The organism is Actinoplanes sp. NPDC051861 (assembly GCF_040681145.1).
In the GTDB taxonomy this organism is placed as follows: Bacteria; Actinomycetota; Actinomycetes; order Mycobacteriales; family Micromonosporaceae; genus Actinoplanes.
The window spans coordinates 186050-203570 of sequence record NZ_JBFAYE010000009.1; the positions used below are offsets into that span (position 1 = coordinate 186050).

General features: G+C 70.7%; 14 protein-coding genes. 7 read left to right on the plus strand and 7 right to left on the minus strand.

Going from position 1 to position 17521, the window contains the following annotated elements; all coding sequences use genetic code 11:
• Position 1 precedes the first annotated feature (1 nt).
• Positions 2 to 658 carry an XRE family transcriptional regulator gene (locus tag AB0M02_RS24455; RefSeq protein ID WP_364230336.1) on the plus strand — a complete coding sequence of 219 codons (657 nt, stop codon included), beginning with the start codon at positions 2 to 4 and terminating at the stop codon, positions 656 to 658.
• An 88-nt stretch (positions 659 to 746) separates the two neighbouring features.
• Positions 747 to 2081 (plus strand): ammonium transporter, encoded by a 1335-nt coding sequence (locus AB0M02_RS24460; protein ID WP_364230338.1) that lies wholly within the window; start codon positions 747 to 749, stop codon positions 2079 to 2081.
• 104 nt (positions 2082 to 2185) lie between these two features.
• Here AB0M02_RS24460 and AB0M02_RS24465 read toward each other — a convergent pair whose 3' ends face one another.
• From AB0M02_RS24465 to AB0M02_RS24475, 3 genes are read right to left on the minus strand one after another with little or no spacing between them, the layout of a single operon-like run.
• Positions 2186 to 3964 carry an FG-GAP-like repeat-containing protein gene (locus AB0M02_RS24465; protein WP_364230341.1) on the minus strand — a complete coding sequence of 593 codons (1779 nt, stop codon included), beginning with the start codon at positions 3962 to 3964 and terminating at the stop codon, positions 2186 to 2188.
• A gap of 55 nt (positions 3965 to 4019) precedes the next feature.
• Positions 4020 to 6326 (minus strand): discoidin domain-containing protein, encoded by a 2307-nt coding sequence (locus AB0M02_RS24470; protein ID WP_364230344.1) that lies wholly within the window; start codon positions 6324 to 6326, stop codon positions 4020 to 4022.
• 23 nt (positions 6327 to 6349) lie between these two features.
• Positions 6350 to 7753, minus strand: coding sequence for an MFS transporter (locus AB0M02_RS24475; protein WP_364230346.1), 1404 nt, complete (start codon positions 7751 to 7753; stop codon positions 6350 to 6352).
• Positions 7754 to 7837: 84 nt separating this feature from the next.
• Here AB0M02_RS24475 and AB0M02_RS24480 point away from each other — a divergent pair, with 84 nt between their 5' ends.
• The gene (locus AB0M02_RS24480; protein WP_364230349.1) at positions 7838 to 8794 is read left to right on the plus strand and encodes an AsnC family transcriptional regulator; all 957 of its coding nucleotides are present in this window, start codon (positions 7838 to 7840) and stop codon (positions 8792 to 8794) included.
• Here AB0M02_RS24480 and AB0M02_RS24485 read toward each other — a convergent pair.
• Together AB0M02_RS24485 and AB0M02_RS24490 are read right to left on the minus strand one after the other, a co-directional pair.
• Positions 8769 to 9512: a hypothetical protein gene (locus AB0M02_RS24485; protein ID WP_364230352.1), complete on the minus strand. Its 744-nt coding sequence runs from the start codon at positions 9510 to 9512 to the stop codon at positions 8769 to 8771. The genes AB0M02_RS24480 and AB0M02_RS24485 overlap by 26 nt on opposite strands.
• A gap of 32 nt (positions 9513 to 9544) precedes the next feature.
• A complete protein-coding gene (locus AB0M02_RS24490) occupies positions 9545 to 11854 on the minus strand; it encodes a tetratricopeptide repeat protein (RefSeq protein WP_364230355.1) in 2310 nt (769 codons plus the stop codon).
• A gap of 158 nt (positions 11855 to 12012) precedes the next feature.
• Between AB0M02_RS24490 and AB0M02_RS24495 the strand changes: the two genes are divergently transcribed.
• The gene (locus AB0M02_RS24495; RefSeq protein WP_364230357.1) at positions 12013 to 12492 is read left to right on the plus strand and encodes a hypothetical protein; all 480 of its coding nucleotides are present in this window, start codon (positions 12013 to 12015) and stop codon (positions 12490 to 12492) included.
• A gap of 51 nt (positions 12493 to 12543) precedes the next feature.
• Here the strand turns inward: AB0M02_RS24495 and AB0M02_RS24500 are convergent, their stop codons facing one another.
• Complete coding sequence (locus AB0M02_RS24500; protein ID WP_364230359.1) at positions 12544 to 13248, minus strand: SDR family NAD(P)-dependent oxidoreductase; 705 nt, start codon at positions 13246 to 13248, stop codon at positions 12544 to 12546.
• Between the two features lie 59 nt (positions 13249 to 13307).
• Here AB0M02_RS24500 and AB0M02_RS24505 point away from each other — a divergent pair, with 59 nt between their 5' ends.
• Both AB0M02_RS24505 and AB0M02_RS24510 read left to right on the plus strand, forming a co-directional pair.
• Positions 13308 to 14603 carry a serine hydrolase domain-containing protein gene (locus tag AB0M02_RS24505; RefSeq protein WP_364230361.1) on the plus strand — a complete coding sequence of 432 codons (1296 nt, stop codon included), beginning with the start codon at positions 13308 to 13310 and terminating at the stop codon, positions 14601 to 14603.
• Positions 14604 to 14616: 13 nt separating this feature from the next.
• Positions 14617 to 15369, plus strand: coding sequence for a MerR family transcriptional regulator (locus tag AB0M02_RS24510; protein WP_364230364.1), 753 nt, complete (start codon positions 14617 to 14619; stop codon positions 15367 to 15369).
• A gap of 4 nt (positions 15370 to 15373) precedes the next feature.
• On the opposite strand, the gene AB0M02_RS24515 is transcribed toward AB0M02_RS24510, so the two are convergent.
• Positions 15374 to 16831: an MFS transporter gene (locus tag AB0M02_RS24515; protein WP_364230366.1), complete on the minus strand. Its 1458-nt coding sequence runs from the start codon at positions 16829 to 16831 to the stop codon at positions 15374 to 15376.
• Between the two features lie 97 nt (positions 16832 to 16928).
• On the opposite strand from AB0M02_RS24515, the gene AB0M02_RS24520 reads away from it, so the two are divergent.
• Entirely contained in the window at positions 16929 to 17495 is a 567-nt protein-coding gene (locus AB0M02_RS24520; RefSeq protein WP_364230369.1) for a TetR family transcriptional regulator, read from the plus strand.
• Positions 17496 to 17521: the final 26 nt, after the last annotated feature.

Here is a 17521-nt window from a genome sequence, read left to right on the forward strand (position 1 = left end):
GGTGACCGACAGTCCTCTTCTGCGCAACGACGCCGGCACCGCACGCGAACGGGCGGCCGGCGAGCCGCTCGGCGGTCTCGACCTGGAGGAGGCGATCGGCCGCAACGTCCGCGAGCTGCGCACCCAGTACGCGCTGACGGTCGCCGAGCTGGCCACCCGCGTCGGCATCTCCAAGGCGATGCTCTCGAAGATCGAGAACGCGCAGACCTCCTGCAGCCTGGGCACTCTCGCCGCGCTGGCCCAGGGTCTCGACGTGCCGGTGACCAGCCTGTTCCGCGGAGCCGAGAAGGAACGGCCGTCCTCGTTCGTGCCGGCCGGCGGCGGCACCGCGATCGTCCGGGACGGCTCGCAGGCCGGCCACGAGTACCACCTGCTCGGCTCGCTGCGCGGTGAGCACCGGCGCCTGGAGTGCCTGCACGTCACGCTGACCGTGAAGTCCAGCACCTATCCGCTGTTCCAGCACCCGGGCACGGAGTTCATCTACATGCTCGAGGGCGTCATGGACTACGCGCACGGGCGCTCGGTGCACCGGCTCACGCCCGGTGACTCGCTGCAGATGGACGGCGAGGGCGCACACGGCCCCGCCGAGCTGATCGAACTGCCGATCCGCTTCCTGTCGGTGATCGCCTTCCCGGACGCGGTGGCGCCGCACCGCTGACTTCATGCCGGCGTCATAGGAGCGCAACAGTCCTTACGTCTACTGACAGTGTCCAGCGTTTTATCTCAGTAGACTTAGGGAATCGCCCGTGGACGTCGGTAGCACCGCATTCATCCTCGCGGCCAGCATGGCCGTCGCGCTCATGATCCCCGGCCTGGCGCTCTTCTACGGCGGCATGGTCGGCGTCCGGTCCACCCTCAACATGATCATGATGGTGTTCGGGGCCGTCGCCGTCGTCGGCGTGCTCTGGACCCTCTTCGGGTTCTCCGCCGTCTTCGGCGACTCGTACGGCGGGCTCGGCCTGCTCGGCAACCTCACCGAACACGCCGGTCTCGGCGACATGGTCGTCGGCGACGAGGCGGCCACCCTGCCGCCCGCCCTGGTCGCGATCTTCCAGGCGCTCTTCGCCGTCATCACCACGGCCCTGATCGCCGGCGCCCTCGCCGACCGCGTGCGGTTCGGCCCGTGGCTGCTCTTCTCCGGCCTGTGGGCCACCCTCGTCTACTTCCCGGTCGCGCACTGGGTGTTCGCGTTCGACTCCGCGGACGGCGCCGTCACCGGTGGCTGGATCGCCAACAAGCTCGCCGCCGTCGACTTCGCGGGCGGCACGGCCGTACACATCAACGCCGGTGTCGCCGCCCTCGCCGCCGTCCTGGTGATCGGCAAGCGCACCGGCTGGCCGCGCCAGGCCCGCCCCAGCAGCCTGCCGCTCGTCGCCCTCGGCGCGGGCGTGCTCTGGTTCGGCTGGTTCGGCTTCAACGGCGGTTCGGCGCTCGCCGCCGGCAACAGCGCCTCGGTCGTCATGCTCACCACGTTCAACGCCACCTGCGCCGCGATCCTGGCCTGGCTTTTCGTGGAGCGCCTGCGCGACGGCCACGCCACGACGCTCGGCGGCATGTCCGGCGCGATCGCCGGCCTGGTCGCCATCACCCCCGCCTGCGGCGCGGTCAGCCCCCTCGGTGCCCTGGCCATCGGCGCGATCGCCGGCGCGCTCTGCCCCCTCGCGGTGGGCCTGAAGTACCGGCTCGGCTACGACGACAGCCTCGACGTGGTTGGCGTGCACCTGGTCGGCGGCCTGGCCGGAACGCTGCTGATCGGCCTGTTCGGCATCGCTGACGCGCCGAGCGGCCAGGCGGGCCTGTTCTACGGCGGCGGCTTCACCCTGCTCGGCAAGCAGGCGGTGGCGGCGTTCGCGGTGCTCGGCTATTCGTTCGTGGTCACGCTCGGCATCACGTACCTGCTGAGCAAGACGATCGGGATGCGCCTGTCCGAGGAGAAGGAGACCACCGGCGCGGACATCGTCGAGCACGCCGAGCTGGCGTACGACATGGAGGGCAAGCCGCACACCCCGGGCACCGGCCCGACGCCGGAGGCGGTCATCGCCTCGGCCGAGCGCCTGACCGCCTCCGCTGCTCCGAAGTAGACGCCGACGGCCGGTCCCGGAAGTCCCGGGACCGGCCGTTTGCCTGCCGTGCTCAGCGGCTTTGCTCAGCGGCTTTGCTCAGCTGTTTTGCTCAGCGGCTTTGCTCAGCCGCCGCAGCGGCCGTCGAAGACGTCGGCTTTGTTGTCGCCGTTGAAGTCGTCGACGTACAGGCCGGCGAGCGGGCAACCCGACGTGGTCAGGTTGATCCAGCTGCCGGCGCCGCCCGAGCTGTACTTCCACTGGCTGTTGCTGCTGGTGAAGACGTCCGTCCGGCCGTCGCCGTTGAAGTCGGCGAAGCGCAGGTTGCCGATCGCCTCGCCGGAGAGTGCCAGGCTCTGCCAGCTGGCCGCACCACCCGAGCTGTAGCGCCACTGGCTGCCGGTGGTGCTGAAGACGTCGGTCCGCCCGTCACCGTTGAAGTCGCCGAAGCGCAGCGCGGTGATCGCCTCGCCGGCGGTCGCCAGGTTGGTCCAGCTCGACGCGCCGCCGGAGGCGTAGCGCCACTGGCCGGCCGCCGTCATGAAGACGTCCGTCCTGCCGTCGCCGTTGAAGTCCCCGAACCGCAGATTGGCGATCGGCTCCCCGGACAGGGCGAGGGGCGTCCACGCCGACGTGCCGGCCGACGAGTAGTACCAGCGTGTGCCGTCGGTCTTGAAGACGTCGGTCTTCCCGTCGCCGTCGAAGTCGCCGAACCGCAGGTCGGTCCGCTCGTCCGCCGACACCGCGAGGGGCTGGAACGGGCCGGTGCCGCCGGGGGAGTAGTACCACCGGTACCCGGTGGCCCGGAACACGTCGGTACGGCCGTCGCCGTCGAAGTCGCCGAAGCCGACCTCGGAGACGTCGAACGTGTACGGCGCGATCGGTGCCCATGAGCTGGTCCCGCCCGAGGACAGCTGCCACGCCACGCGGCGGCCGCTCTGGTGACAGGTCCCGGACCCGGCGCTGTAGCTGTTCGAGCCGATCGTCAGGTTGCCGGTGTAGGCCTGCTGCTCGATCGCCGCGGTCTGGTTCGCGTGCGCGAAGCAGTTCCCGGAGATCGTCGCTCCGCCACGCGGGCGGCCACGAATGATCACGGCCTTCTGCTTGGACGTCTGGAACGTGTTGTTCTTGATGTGCAGGACGTCCCCGGCGTACGGAGAGTCGTTGTTCTCCTCCTCGTCCTCCCCGTGCATGTCGAACTGGTGCCCGGTCGGGTTGTTCGTCACCACGTTGAAGCGGGCCTCGTACCGCTCGGTGTGGAACCCGGTGCCGGCGATGGCGTGCCGGTTGTCGTTGAACCGGTTGTCCTCGATCACCGCGCTGGAGTGGTCGTGCACCATGACGCCGTAGCCCAGGCCGGTCCGCTGGTTGTGGTGGATGTGGTTGCCCCGCACCCGGCCCTCGATCGACTGCAGGAACGTCACGGCCGCGTGCGACCAGCCGGACAGCTCGTTGTTGTCGATGAGCGTGTCGGACGCCCTGGTCGCCACGATGCCGTCGGCGTTCCACCAGACGTACGGATCCGTCCGGGTGCCCGGCTCCGGCCCCTCGAGGCGCAGCCCGGTGACGCGGGTGCCGGCGCCGGTGATCGTGAACTGTGCCCAGGTGTGTTTGCCGAGCGCCTGCGTGGTGTTGAACAGCCGGGCACCCAGTGAGCCGTTCTGCCCGCGGTCGCCGGCCAGCGTGACACCGGCCGGGATCGCGATTGCCTCGGTGCCGGTCAGGTCGATCTCGGCGGCGCCGTCGACGAAGACGGTGTCACCGGCGACCGCGGAGGCCAGGGCCGCCAGCAGCTCGGCCTTGGTGTCGACGACGGTGGTCGCGGCCCGCGCGGGTGCCGGCCCGCTGAGCACCAGGGTGACCGCCGCGGTGGCGGCGAGCACCCATCGGGATCGTGCTCCCATGTTTCTCCCCGTGTGGAAGGTGATCATCGATCGCCGAACATAACATCGACTCGCGTCAGTTCGTGAAGAGGACATCGTCCACCAGGTACTTGTCGTCGACGGTCGGGGTGCCGTTGCTGGCGAACCGGTAACCGTGCAGGGTGGCGGTCCTGTTCGTGTACGGCAGATTCGTCGCCACCGTCTCGCCGTTGATCTGCACCGACGCCGTCGAGGTGCCGGCCGTGACGACGATCGAGTTCCAGGTGTTCTGCTTGACCGCGCCGACTCCGGTCAGCGCGATCCACTTGCTGCCGTCCCACCGGTTCAGCGAGCCGTTCTGCGCCACCGCCAGGTGATACGCCTCCACCGTGTTGCCGCTCGCGTCCTTGCCGAACACGTCGATCAGGAAGCCGAGCAGGTTCAGCGGCTTGAGCCGGAACTCCAGGCGCTTGCTCGTGGACGCCGTGTCGTTCCAGGTGACCTGCGACATGGCGTTCGGGTTCGTGTCGACGATGACCAGGGCCGACGCGCTGTCGTTGTCGTCGAGTTCCCAGGTGCGCTGGGTCTGCCAGCTCTGCACGATGTTGCTGAACCCGCGCGGCCGGTTGTTGACCGGGTCGTTCTCGAACGAGTTGATCGACGAGTAGAGCTCGATCTCGTTGAGGAACGAGCTGCCGTCCGCCCCGGCGTCAGCCTCGACCTTGACGTAGCGGGCGTTGACCGGCGCGGCAAGAGTGACATACTCCATGGCCAGATGCGTCCGGTTCGTCAAGTTGGCGAGCGGACTGCCCCAGTTCACACCGTCGGTGGAGGCGTACACCCGACCGCTGGCCTGACGGCCGTTGCGCAAGGCAACACCAATCTTGGTGAGCGGATATTGACGGTCGAGGTTGATGACATATGTACCGGCGCCGTTCGTGTTGACTGCACTTGACCAGTGTTCAGTACTGCCGTCAAACGCACCGTCAACACGTGCGCGTACATGTCCAGCCACACTGGACGTCATGTCGCTGTCGATCGTGATGACGCCCTTGCGGTACTTCGTGGCGAGATCGATGCGGCCGACATTAGGCGTGAGCACGTCGATCCAGCGCCGCCACACTCGTGTCTGCTTGTCCACCGTGAACTGATCCTCGGCAGCCTCGTCACAGGCCCATGTGATCTCACAGTTGTCGCCGACGACCACAGCGCGGTTGGCGGACAGATAGTCGATGCCGCCGTATCCGGTCGAGCCGTGGAAACGGGCGCCGTCACTGGGGCAGTTGCGATAGACGAGCTGCCCGACCCACCCGGTGCCCTGTCCATTGGTGGAGATCGCGACCCAGTTGTCCGGGCGGCCGCTGCGCAACACGAGCACACCGTTCGGCATCAGCTTGAGATCGGGCGCCACCGCCGTGAGCTGCTTGGTGGTGTCGTCGTACGGGTCGTAGCCGTACGGAAAAGAGATCTGCAGGTTCTGCAGCGCCGTCCAGGTGACGCCGTTGTCGGCCGAGGTCGTCCAGACCGGCACGCTCAGCTGGTCCAGCTTGCCGTTGACGGCGTTCGGCACCTGATGGCGCGCAACGGCGATCAGCTTGCCGCTCGGCAGCTGAGCGATGCCGGTCTCGTTGTAGGCATTCGTCGCGTTGTCCCGGAACGGGACCGCACGCCGGGTGAACGTGCGCCCGCCATCGGTGCTCGCCTGCAGGTCGACCCGGGTGTTGGTGCTGTCGGTGTACGTGCCGTAGATGGCGATCAGGATCGTGCCGTCCGGCAACTCCAGGGGCGGGCTGGCGATCCGGCCGCCGCGCAGGTTCGACGTCAGGTTGAAGGTCGAGTCCTCGGACGCCCAGGTCTGCCCGTCGTCGGTGGAGCGGAACGCGACGTGGCGGATCTGCGTACCCGTGTTGAAGCCCGCCTTCGCCTTGAACTCGTAGCCGAGCAGCGTGCCGTCGCGCAGCCGGGTCACGCCCGCGAGCGCCGGTGTCCGCACCGGGTCCTCGGTGTACGTGCCGGCCGGGAACGTCTGGCCGCCGTCCACCGACTCGACCTGGCCGTTGAGGGGTGTCGCGTTCGGGTCGTCGAGGGTCAGGCCGAACCTGCTGTAGAGCCGCCGGACCGGGGTGCCGTCCTCGGTGACCGAGTCCGCCGCGATCACCGACGGGAACGAGGCCTGCTGTGCGTCGCCGGCCGGGTCGTGGACGGTGCCGAACTCGCTGGCGCCGCCCACGTTGAGCGCGTAGCCGGTGGCCGACTGCCCGGTGGGCCCGGCCGGAGTGCCGTTGACGGCACTGGCGCAGGTGGGATCGTTGCCGGGCGCCGCCTGGGCCGGGCCGGCGCCGAAACCGGCCACCAGGGTGGCCGCGGCGACGGCGGCGACCGCCCGGCGTGTGCGTTGGTGCATGTATTCCTCCCCGTGGATGTCTCCTAAGTGGAGGAGGCTAGCCGCTGATCATGGCCGGACGGTGAATGATCAACGACGGCGGGCCGGCGGCGCAGCACGGCGAGTACCAGGACGCCGGCGAGCAGGGCCACGGCCGCGGCCACGGTCATCATGACGTTGAGCGCGTCGGTGAACGGGCGGCCGTCGCTCACCCGGTCCGCGAAGATCGTGCCGAACACCGCGACGCCGAGCGCGAACCCCAGCTGCCGGAACGTGTTGAGCGCGCCGCCGGCCATCCCGCTGCGCTCGCGTGGCACCTGGCCGAGCACCGCCGACGACAGCGACGGCAGCACCGAGCCCACCCCGACGCCGACCAGGATCAGGCCGGGGATCAGCGCCGCGCCGGTGCTGTCCGTGCCGAGGCGCGCCTGCAGCAGGTCGCCGGCCCCGATCAGCAGCAGGCCGATGCCGACCGTCCAGCGCGGCGCCACCCGCTGCAGGAACCGCCCGGCGGCGGCGCCGACGACGAGGGAGGCGGCGGCCATCGGCAGCGCGCCGGCCAGGCCGGCGTCGACCGGGCCGTTGCCGAGCACCTGCTGCAGCCAGACGGTGGTGAAGGGCAGGTAGCCGAACGCGGCGGCCTGGGTGAGGAAGGCGGCCGTGATCAGCACGGCGAACGGGGCCCGGCGGAACAGCGACAGGTCGAGCATCGGGTGATCGGTCCGGGACTCGATGACCAGGAACGCGATCAGGGCGGCCACACCGGCGGCGAACGCGGCGAGGGTCCCCGGGTCGGTCCAGCCGGCGTCGCCGGCGCGGATCAGGCCGTACGTCACCGCGCTCGCCGTCACCGTGAAGGCCACCGTGCCGGGAACGTCGAAACGGCCGGACGGCGCCTTCGACTCGGTCACGCCGCGCACCGTGAACCAGACCGCCGCCAGGCAGACCGGCAGGTTGACCAGGAAGATCCAGCGCCATCCGAAGTGCTCGGTGAGCAGGCCGCCGGCGAGTGGGCCGGCCGCCGCGGCGGCGCCGTTGACCGCGCCCCAGATCCCGAACGCGACGCCCCGGTCCCGGCCCTGGTAGGTGACGTTGAGCAGGGCCGCCGTGGTCGCGAACATGGCCGCGCCGCCGGCTCCCTGCAGGATCCGGGCGGCGATCAGCGCCTGCTCGTTCGGTGCGACCGCACAGAGCAGCGAGGAGACCGCGAAGACGCCGATGCCGGCGAGGTAGGTGCGGCGGCGCCCGTAGCGGTCGGCGAGCGACCCGGCGCCGAGCAGCAGCGCGGCCAGGGCGAGGGCGTATCCGTCGAGCACCCACTGCAGGTCGGTGTAGCCCGCGCCGAACTTCTCGCCGATCGCGGGCAGCGCGACGACGACGATCGTGACGTCGACGAGCAGGAGGAAGGTGCCGAGGCAGACGGCGACCAGTGGTGACCATTTGTGCATGGGCCGACGATGCGGCCTGACCCTGAAAAGAGACGCATCAGAACGGCGAAAACGGCGGATCTCGACACCGGATACTCTGGCGAGATGGAAATCGACGACCTCGACAGGCAGGTGACACACGCGCTCCGGATCAACGGACGGGCCGGTTTCCGGGAGATCGGTGCGGTCCTCGGCGTCTCCGATCAGACGGTCGCCCGGCGTTATCGCCGGTTGCGCGAGGCGGCGGGCCTGCGGGTGGTCGGTCTTCCCAACCCCATAGAGCTCGGGTACGAGTCCTGGATGCTCCGCCTCCGCGCGGCACCTGACGCGGCGGCGTCGATCGCGGCCGCTCTGGCGCGCCGGCCGGACACCGGATGGGTGTCGATCACCTCCGGCGGAACCGAGATCGCGTGTGGCGTACGCATTCCGGCAACTGCTGACCGTGAGGCGCTCCTGCTGCAGAAACTCCCGCGCACGCCGCGCCTCGTCGCGGTGAGCGCGCACTGTGTGATCCATCAATATGTCGGCGGCGCGGTCGGACCGGACCGCCGCGACGACGCCCTGACCGACGCCCAGAAACAGGCCCTCACCCCGCAGTGGCCGGCCGGGCCGGGCGCCGCGCACCTCACCGAGGCCGACGCGCCGCTCATCGAGGCGCTCTCCTGGGACGGCCGGCGCACCTTCACCGACCTTGCCGCCGCCACGGGCTGGCCCGAGTCCACCGCCCGCCGCCGCGTGCAGGAGCTGTTCGGCTCCGGCTCGCTCTACACCGACGTCGAGATAACGCCGGAGGTGTACGGCTTCCGCGCCGCCGTGCTGCTCTGGCTCTCCGTCGCGCCGTCCCGGGTCGCCGCGGTCGGTGAGCTGCTGCGCGGGCACGACGAGGTGGTCTTCGCGGCGGCGACCACCGGCCCGACCAACGTGCAGGTGACCGCGGTCTGCCCGGACATGCCGGCGTTCTACCGCTACCTGACCGAGCGGATCGGCACGCTGGAGGGCGTCGAGCGCATCGAGTCAGCGCCGGTCCTCAAGCACGTCAAGCAATTGGGAGCCGTGCGCTGACCGCCACGAGGTGCCCGACGACGCGGCTCGTCTTGCTCTCGCCGCCGGGATCGGCCGGGAACCCGTGCGCGGCGACGAACCGGTGCAGGGCGGTCTGGCGGGCGGGGGCGTCCTCCGGGTCGGCGACGGCGGACAGCTCCAAAAAGTCGAGGTCGTCGACGGTCCATCGCTCGGCGCGCAGGCTCAGCTTGGGTTCGGCCTCGAACTCCGGCCAGCGTACGGCGGCGACCGGCGGCAGCAGCGTCAGCATGTCCAGATTTATCCGGACAGGGGAGTTGCTGTCCAGGAAGCGCCGCTGATCGTCGTGGAACAGCCGGGACAGCGATGCCTGGCCGGCACGGACCTCGTCGAGCCGGGTGGCGGTCCGGTCCGCCGTGATCGAGGCGGCGAGCACCCGGCGGTCACCGGCCCAGTCGGCCTCCACCTTGAACTCCCAGTCGTCGCCCTCCCGCATCTGCAGCCACTCCGGCGACAGCTGGGACCGGCGGGCCGGCCGCAGCTTCACCGTGGCATCCGCCTTGTCGCCACCCCGGTGACGGGCGCGCAGCACCACCCCGGCGTCCAGCAGCGGCGTGGCCGGCGAGTTGCCCCGCACCACGTCCTCACAGAAGTAGATCTGCCACCGGCGGCCGTCCGGGCCCAGCCCGAACTCCGCGACGGCGGCCTCCACGTGCTCCGACGACAACGTCACCTTGATCTCAACCGAGTCGAGCCGCATGGGTTCAGGCGTATGCCCTCGCCGCGCCGCGGTCAACGTACCTGTCCAAGAACCATCTCGATCTGATCGGCCTCGGGCATGCCCAGGTCGGTGTAGAGCGTCAGGGCACGCCGGAAGTGCCGGCGCGCGTCGGCGGGGCGGGCGAGAGCACGATGCGCGTGACCGAGGCCGGCGTGGGCGTGCGCGAGCCGGAAACGGTTGCCGATCCGCGCGGCGGCCCGCAGCGCCTCGTCGAAACGCACGACGGCCCGGCCGGACTGCCCGACGGCGTTGGCGATGTCGCCGAGCCCGGTGAGTGCGCACGCCGTACCCTCGGGATCGTCGATCTCCCGAAAGATCGCCAAAGCTCGCAGGTAGTGCGGGGCGGCCCGTGCGGTGTCGCCCTTGCGCAGGTAGAGCTTGCCGAGACTGTCCAGCACGTTGGCCTCGTCGAGACGCCGCCCGGTGCCGCGGAAGTAACGCAGCGCCCGGCGCAGGCGGACCGCGGCCGTGGCGAAGCGGTCCATCCGGACCTCGGCCTCGGCGAGCGCGTTGAGCGCCACCGCCTCACCCGTCCGATCGCCGCACCGCCGGTACAGCTCGATCGCCCGCCCGATGTGCTCGGCGGCCTCACCGAGCCGGCCCTGCCGCATGGCGCTGACACCCAGGCACTCGAGAGCGCGTGCCTCCCCGGCCGGGTCACCGGCGCGGCGGGCGGCGCGGACGGCGTTGCCGTGTATCGCCAGCGAATCGGTCAGGTGCCCGCCGGAGAGGTGCCGGAACATGATCCTGGACAGGTTCACCGTGTGCGCCGGTAGCCCGTTGCCGGCGGTGTACCCGGAGACGCCGAGCAGCGTGGAGTGCTCCAGATCAAGCCACGCGCGGGCGGCTTCCGGCGTGGCGGTGTCCGGCAGCGGGGTACCGGGGGAGGGCAGCCGGGGCAGCCGGTCGGACTCCGCGGGATACAGCAGGTTCACCGCTGCGGCGGCCGTCGCGAGATAGAAGTCGAAGAGGCGCCCCAGCGCGGCGCGCCGCCCGGCCGGCGGCTCCTCGTCGGCGGCACGCAGCCCGGCGTGCGCGCGGACCAGGTCGTGCAGCGTCCAGCGGTCCGGGCCCACCTGCTGGACCAGGTGATCGCGCGTCAGGTCACGCAGCGTGTCCCGGGCGCGTGCCACTCCGGCACCGGTCAGCGCGGCGGCGGCGTGAGCGTCGAAGTCCTGCCCGGGATGCAGCCCCACCAGCCGCAGCAGGCGCCGCGACCCGTCCGCCAGCCGCTGGTAGGACAGATCCAGCGCGAGATGCACGCCCGGATCCAGATGCCGGTCGCGGTGCCGTTCGTCGAGCCGGTCGGCGTGGTCGGTCAGCGTCCATCCCGGACGGTCGCGGAGGTGCGCCGCGACCAGCCCGAGCGCCAGCGGCAGGCGGCCACACCGGGCCGCTATCCGGCCGAGGGCATCAGGATCACCACCCATGGGTACGCCGGGCGCGGCGCGGGCGAGCAGCTCCGCCGCCTCGTCCGGGCCGAAGACGCCGACGGTGAGATGCCGCGCGCCGTGGAGTCCGCGCAGGTCACGCCGGCTGGTCACGAGGACCGGGCACCCGGCCGTGCCGGGCAGCAGCGGCCGGACCTGGTCGGCGTCCGCCGCGTTGTCCAGCACGATGAGCGTACGGGTGCCCGCGAGGTGCTCGCGGAAGGCGGCGGCGCGGGCCCGCAGGCCGTGCGGTATCCGCTGGCCGGGCACGCCGAGCAGGCGCAGGAAGCCGTCGAGCACGGCGGCGGGCTGCGCCGGCGGCTGTGCCGGGTCCGGGTGGAAGCCGCGCAGGTTCACGAACAGGATCCGGTCGAACGACTGCTCCCGGTCGAGCAGGTGGGCGGCGCGTACCGCGAGCCGTGTCTTGCCCACACCGGCCATCCCGGCGATCGCGGAGATCACCACCGGGGCACCGTCGGCGGCACCGCGTCGCAGATCCGCGCGCAGCCGGCCCAACTCGGCGGCGCGGCCGGTGAACCCGGGCAGGTCCTGCGGCAAGCCGTCCTGGACGCGTACCTGCGTGGCCGCGTCGGCCTGCCCTGCGATCACCCGGAGCGTCTGGCGCCACTGCGCGGCGTACCCGACGTCCGCGTGCAGCGCCCGCACGATCGCCACGACCAGCTCCGGATTGAGCCGCCGCCGCCCGGGCCGGAAACAGTCCGCCACGGTGTTCTTGCCGACCAGCTCGGGCCGCGGCAGGGCCGCGTTGACCCGCTCCTTGATCGCTTCGTACGACGGGTCACCCGCCCAGATCTTCAACCGCCGCAACCCGTCGACCACATCGTCGACGCTTCCCGCCGCACCGATGTCGGGCGGCGCCTCGAGAGACATGCGCCCGAGGGTACGGAGTTCCGACCTCGGCGAATGTCCGCATCAGGACACCTGTCGCCGCATCCGGATTCGTCCGGGATGCTGTCCCGCCGCGCCGCCGCCGGTGGAGGGTGCTTGAACCTACAACGAAAGCGGGGAACGAGATGAGATTCCGCAGAATGGCAGCCGTGCTCGCGAGCATGGTCATGGCCGTCGGCGGCGCGGTGGCCGTGGCCGGCCCGGCACAGGCCGACACCGTCCTGCGAGTCGAGATCGTCAACGACGGCACCAACCGGTGCATGGTCTCGACCGGCATAGCCAACTACATCCGCCAGGGCTCGTGCGGCACCACGGCCGCCCGCTGGAACATGACAGTGCGCGACGACGGCTCCATCATCTTCAGCAAACAGAGCGAAGGACTGTGCGTGCACGCGGTCTGGGGCTCGCTGGACGTCCTCCTACTGGCCTGCAACGCGACGGACGGGCGCCAGGTGTGGACCTGGGAGGGCGGGGCGCCGGGCTCCCAGGTGCTGGCCAACGAGACACCGTGGGGCCCGTCCTGCCTGCGGCTGAGCCCGTATTCGGTGGGCGACGTCCGCATCCGCCTGGCGGACTGCGCCAACTCCCTTTCTGAGTACTTCCACGCCCGCCCCGTCTGACGAGTGAACCTGCCGGGCGTGGCCTCCCGCAGGCCGCGCCCGGCAGCGTGTTCACGGCAGCGATACGCCGGTCTCCTCGGCCAGGGTTCGCAGCAAACGCTCCTGGAACTCCTCGTCGTTGACCGCCTCGTGGGGTGCCCGCATCTGCTGGTGGTACCAGTACGCGCCGCTGACCAGCGCCCGCGGCTCCTCACTCGTCACCAGCCACTCCTGTGTCCGGTGGCCGAGTTCGAGATCGTCCGGTGCGCCCGGCCCGCCCATCTTCGTCGGCACCCAGCCCGGGTCCACGGCGTTGCTCAGCACGTCGGGGTAGAGCCGGGCCACCGCCGCCGCGAGCGTGGTCACGAAGAGCTTGCTGTCGGCATAGGAGCCCACGACGCCGGACGGTTTCGGCCGGCCGCTGTAGTGCGAGCCGCTGCTCAGATAGACCAGTCGCTGGGGGAGCGGCATCAGGGCGGTGAGCAGGTACGGGGCGATCACGTTCACCGGCATGATGTCCGGGCCGGTGTAGACGCCGGCGTTGTGGATGACGGCGTCGAACGGTTCGGGAAGTTCCGCGGCGAGGTGCTCGACCTCGTCGCGCCGGGCGAAGTCGGCCACCACGACGCGGGCGCCGCGGTCGGCGAGCGGGTCGAGCGCCGTCGCGCGCGAAGGGTTGCGGGCGTGCACCACCACGTCGTGGCCGAGGGTGAGCAGCGAGTCCGCCGCCGCCCGGCCGAGGCCGTCCGTGGACCCGGTCACCAGAATTCTGCTCATGGTTTCCAGCCTAGGAGGGCTTGACCTTGCCCCAGGGGCAGGGTTTGACGATCGACGGCATGAACGACATCGCTCAGCGAGTTGCCGCCTTCTGTGAGACGACCGGGGTTCCCGGGTTCGTCGCCGGTCTCCACCGCGCCGGGGAACAGTCCGTCGTCGCGCACGGCCTGGCCAACATCACCACCGGTGCGCCGATGCGCCCCGACACCGGTTTCCTCTTCGGGTCCATCACCAAGATCATGACGACCACGTTGGTGCTGCGGCACGGCATCGACCTGAACGCGCGGGTCGTGGACCTGCTGCCCGAGTTCCGGCTCTCCGGTGAGATCCGGGTGGAGCACCTGCTCACGCACACCAGTGGGATCGACGCCGACCTGTTCTTCCCGGACGCCTGCGGACCCGGGGCCCTCGCGACCTACGTCGATCGTCTGGGCCGCGAGTGCGGCATGCTCTTCGAGCCCGGGGAGTACGTCAGTTACTCCAACGGCGGCATGATCGTCGCCGGTCGCCTTCTCGAGGTCGTGACCGGTCTTCCGTACGCTGATCTGCTCGTGAATCTCTTCACCGGTGCCGGCATGACCAATTCGTGCACCTCGGCCGCGGAGGCCCTTCTGCGACCCACGGCGATCGGTCACTTTCCCGATCCCGCGACCGGCGAGGTGCGGCCGACCAGCATGTTCATGCTGCCGGAGACGTGGGGGCCGGCGGGCGCGACACCGATCGGCACGGTCACCGATCTGCTGGCTTTCGGCCGCCTGCATCTCGATCCCTCTGCGCCGGTCGCGCTCATGCGCTCCGTCAAATACGACTTGGGTACGCCGAACGCGTCACCCGTCGGCCTGGGCTGGCTGGTCCGGACCCTCAACGGGCGGACCGTCCTGACCATGTCCGGAGCGTCACCGGGCGGCGTCGCCGTCCTGGCGGTGATGCCCGACGACGACCTGGTGCTCGCCGCCTACGGCAACGATCCCCGTGCCCTGGAGCTGCACGACGAGCTGCTCCACGAACTCGCCGGTGGGGTCGCCACGCCGTCCTACGAGCGCACGCCCGCCGACCTCCGGCCGTACGCGGGCACCTACCGCTCCAACCAGCTCCGCGTCGAGGTCCGGGTCGATGGCGACGCCCTGGAGGAGCGGGTGTTCTACGAGCCGGCGGACGCCTCCCAGGAGCGGATCTTCACCGGTTTCGTGGGTGGCTCGTTCTCCTCGCCGCCGACCCGGTACGTGCCGGTCGGCAAGGACCTGTTCGCCCCGGAGGCGCTGCCGCTCGACGCCGTTCCGTCGCACTATCTGGTGTCGTACCACGGAGGTGCCGCGTACCGCTGCGCCGGTGGCCGCATGACCCGCCGCGTCTGACACCATGCGAACCATGACCGAGTCGACGGCCGGGGGTCGGCACCTGCTGACCATCGGCCAGCTCGCCTCGTACGCGGGGGTGACCGTCAAGGCCGTCCGCGTCTACCACGATCGTGGCCTGCTGCCCGAGCCGCCGCGGGACGCCTCGGGCTATCGCCGCTACAACGCCGCGCACGCCACCCGGCTCGTGAAGATCCGTACCCTGGTCCAGGCGGGTGTTCCCCTGGCCCGCGTCAGGTCCCTGCTCGCGGCGGGCCCGGAGCAGTTCGCCACCGCGATCGACGAGATCGACAGCGCGCTGCGGGCCCGCCTGGCGGAGATCGAACAGACCCGCGAGCGGATAGCCGCGCTGCGGGGCGGCGACCGCCTGTTCGTCTCCGCCGAGGTGGCCGGCTACCTGGACCAGCTCCGCGACCTGGGCATCAGCGAGCGCACCGTCGGAATGGAACGTGAGCTCTGGATCCTGCTCCAGGCCGTGGCACCCGCCCAGGCGGCCGCCTGGATCACCGACAAGCTCGCCGCGATCGCCGACCCCGCGTTCCGCGTCCTCTACGCCGACTACGACGCGGCCTTCGACTGGTCACCCGACGACCCGCGGCTGCCCGGCCTGGCCGCCCGGACCCGCGACTGGTACGCCGCCCGAGGCTCGGATGTGGAGTCCGGCCCGCTGCCGGACCCCGCCATCACGCGCCTGGCCGCCGCGACCGCCGCCGTCTCGTCCCCGGCCTGGACCCGGATCGCGGAGCTGGCCGCCGCCGAAGGGTGAGGAATCAGCGGTGCACGAGGTGCAGTTCCTCCGGCTCCGGCGGCAGGTCGCCGACGCCCGCCTCGACCGCCTGCTCGTGACGGCGGTGTGCCGACGGCAGCGCCAGTGACGCGACCACGGCCAGGACCGCCACCCCGGCGCAGACCCAGAAGCCGTCGTTGAAGGCGGCGTCGGTGGGCAGGCCCTGCGGGGTGGAGTTGGACGTGATCACGGCCGCGACGACCGCCGTGCCGATGCTGCTGCCGATGGTCCGGGCGATGGCGTTGACGCTGGTGGCCTCGCCGGTCTGCTTCGCCGGGACGCTCTCGATGATGGCGTTGGACATCGCCGCGAAGGCGAAGCCGATGCCGGCGCCGGTGAGGATGCCGGAGGCGAGCACCTGCCAGATCTGGCCGTGCGCGACGGCGGGCAGCGCGAACGCGGCGATGACCAGCACGGATCCGAGGAACAGCGGGACCTTCGGGCCGTACCGGCGGTTGAGGATGCCGGCGAGCGGTCCGCAGACCACCATCATCGCGACGGTGGGCAGCAGGAACAGGCCCGCCTGCGACACCGACTTGCCGAAGCCGTACCCGGTGGCGGCCGGGAGCTGGAGCAGCGTCGGCACCAGCAGGAACGTGCCGAACATCGCGAAGCCCAGCATCAGGGCGACCAGGTCGGTGGCCCACACGCCGCGGATCCGCATCAGCTTCATGTCGATCAGCGGCTCCTTGACCCGCAGCTCGACCAGGACGAACGCGACGGCTCCGGCCACACCGGCGGCGAGCAGGCCGAGCGTCTTCGGCTCGGACCAGCCCCACGCCTGGCCCTTGCTGATCGCCAGCAGCAGTGCCACCAGCGACACCGAAAGGATGGTGGCCCCGAGGACGTCGAGCTTGCCCGGCGTACGAATGGGTGATTCTTTCATCCCGAAAATCGCGCCGGCGAGAGCGATGAGAACCAGCGCGAGCGGCAACCAGAACAGCCAGTGCCAGGAGAGGTGTTCGACGATCGGGCCGGCCGCGACGATGCCGATACCGGCGCCGACACCGAAGATGGCCGAGATCAGGCCGACCGTGGTGGCGACACGCTCGCGGGGCAGCTCGTCGCGGATGATGCCGATCGACAGCGGCATGATCGCGCCCGCGGCGCCCTGCAGCACCCGGCCGGCGATCAGCACGGTCAGGTTCGTCGCCAGGGCGGAGACGACCGTTCCGGCCGCGAGGACGGCGAGCACACCGATCAGTACGCGCCGTTTGCCGGCCATGTCGCCGAGCCGCCCGAGGATGGGCGTCAGGACCGAGGCGGACAACAGGTACGCGGTGACGATCCAGCTGACGTCGGCGGTCGACACGTTCAGGTCGTGGCCGATGGTGGACAGAGCGGGTGACACCAGCGACTGGAGCACCGCGAAGGCCAGGCCGCCGAGTGCCAGGTAGAGCACCACCGAGGTGCCACCGGCCGGCTTGTGCTGAGTTGACACAGAGATCCCCGAGGCTCGAAGTAAACGATTGCTGACTTAGTATCGGCCAGGATCGGCCCAAGTAAACGGTTGCTTACATCACAGCTAGAATCGGAGCGTGACCGACCAGCCCCGCCGGCGTAACGCCGCGCAGACCCGCCAGGCCCTGCTCGACGTGGCCCGCGCCCGGTTCGCGCGACACGGCTATGCCGCCACAACGGTGCGGGACATCGCCGACGAGGCCGGCGTCAACGTCGCGCTGATCAACCGCTACTTCACCTCGAAAGAGGGCCTGTTCGAGGCCTGCCTGGGCATGGCCGTCACCGACGTCGACCGCGCCACCGAGCAGGTCGAGCACCGCGACATCGCCGAGGTGATGGCCCGCCGCCTCGCCGGGGCCTCCGGTGACGGCCGGACACACGACGCACTCCTCCTACTCGTCCGTTCGTCGGGAGACGCGCGGATCGACGAACTGCGCCGGTCGGTGCTGCGGGCGATAAGCAGGAAGCTGGCGGGCGCTGCCGAGCCGGACGAGGCCGCGCTGCTGCGCGGGCAGGTGGTGCTCGCCACGGCGCTGGGCATCGTGCTGTTGCGCAACACGATCGGTGTCGAGCCCCTGGCCTCGGCCGGCGAGCAGGAGCTGCGGGAGGTGTTCACCGACCTGATCAGGGCGATGGTCGCCTGAATCGACCGGGAGAGATATCTTCCCGG